This window comes from Bradyrhizobium sp. Kon56 (assembly GCF_055807635.1).
This window is the reverse complement of the sequence record NZ_JBVVOU010000172.1, coordinates 1-412: the sequence shown is the minus strand read 5'-3', so window position 1 is coordinate 412 and position 412 is coordinate 1. Positions and strand designations below refer to the sequence as shown.

Here is a 412-nt window from a genome sequence, read left to right as displayed (position 1 = left end):
CGGCATGGCCGTGGCGCAGCGCCAGGCGTTTCTCGACCAGTTCACCCAGCACAGCCAGGGCATCGGGTTTGCCGTGCTGGGCGGTGCTTTTGGCGAAGGCATCGATTTACCCGGTGCGCGCCTGATCGGGGCGTTTGTCGCGACCCTGGGCTTGCCGCAGCTCAACCCGGTGAATGAACAGATGAAAGCGCGCATGGGCGCGATTTTCGGTGCGGGCTACGACTACACCTACCTGTATCCCGGTATCCAGAAAGTCGTGCAGGCAGCGGGGAGGGTGATCCGCAGCCACCACGACCGCGGCGTGGTGATGCTGATCGACCACCAGCTGGGCAGCAACTGGCGCACCCGCGCTTCACCGAAACGGTCGTCGATCAGCATCACCACGCCGCGGTCGTGCTGGCTGCGGATCACC

1 protein-coding gene and 1 pseudogene are annotated in these 412 nt (G+C 65.0%); one reads left to right on the top strand and one right to left on the bottom strand.

The genetic code is table 11. From position 1 onward, the window contains the following. Positions 1 to 4: 4 nt before the first annotated feature. A pseudogene (locus tag AC0L3B_RS38490) lies at positions 5 to 277 on the top strand (helicase C-terminal domain-containing protein); the annotation flags it as partial. Here AC0L3B_RS38490 and AC0L3B_RS38485 read toward each other — a convergent pair. Then, positions 229 to 378, bottom strand: a complete 150-nt coding sequence (locus AC0L3B_RS38485; RefSeq protein WP_473382840.1) for a hypothetical protein — start codon at positions 376 to 378, stop codon at positions 229 to 231. The pseudogene AC0L3B_RS38490 and the gene AC0L3B_RS38485 overlap by 49 nt on opposite strands. Between the last annotated feature and the right edge of the window lie 34 nt (positions 379 to 412).